The organism is Serratia sp. 506_PEND (genome assembly GCF_001076875.1).
Taxonomy (GTDB): Bacteria; Pseudomonadota; Gammaproteobacteria; order Enterobacterales; family Enterobacteriaceae; genus Serratia; species Serratia marcescens.
Map to the genome: position 1 here is coordinate 1 of NZ_JVEL01000305.1, position 549 is coordinate 549.

General features: G+C 70.9%; 2 protein-coding genes. Both read right to left on the reverse strand.

All coding sequences use genetic code 11. The features are described from left to right. Nucleotides 1-271 (reverse strand): ANR family transcriptional regulator (locus ADK28_RS08470; protein WP_048795413.1); only part of this gene is annotated, 271 nt, incomplete at its 3' end. Between the two features lie 78 nt (nucleotides 272-349). Beyond that, on the reverse strand, nucleotides 350-549 hold a 200-nt coding region (locus ADK28_RS32115; protein ID WP_161802705.1), incomplete at its 5' end, for a hypothetical protein.

The following is a 549-nucleotide window of genomic DNA, read 5'->3' on the forward strand; positions in this document are numbered from 1 at the left end:
CGCGCCTTGCCTCGCACCAGTCGGCGTCGAGGTGCGTCGTCGCCAGCAGGGTCGCCTGCTGCCAGAGCTCTTCGGCCGGGGCATACAGCTGCGCGCGCTCGAGCGCGGCCGCCTGGTCCGTCAGGCGCCGGTAGTGCTCCCGGGGCCCGGCCTCCATTTGCAGGCTGCTGAGCGCCCGGGAGAGGTCGCCGCCGTGGGCCCCCTCGTCGTCCCCGARGGCATCAGCGTCCCTCAGGCGGTCTGCCGGCAACSCGGCGGGTAACTTGCGCATGGTGGTGTTCTCCTTGTGTCAGGGATGAAGGGCCGGCCGGGCGCGGCGCGCCGGTCCGGGTGGTCATTGACGGCGGCGTCAGTCCGGCCGGACCAGCGCCAGCATCAGCACCAGGGCGCTGCCCCAGGACAGGGCGCAGAACAGCAGTCCCCACCACATCACCCGCCGTGACGGGCCTTTCGCCTGCCGCATACCGCCTCCTTCGTTGTTGTTGTTGTTGTTGGTGTTGTTGTTATTCGCCACCGCCGGTCGCCAGGGCGACCGCCAGCCACAGCAGG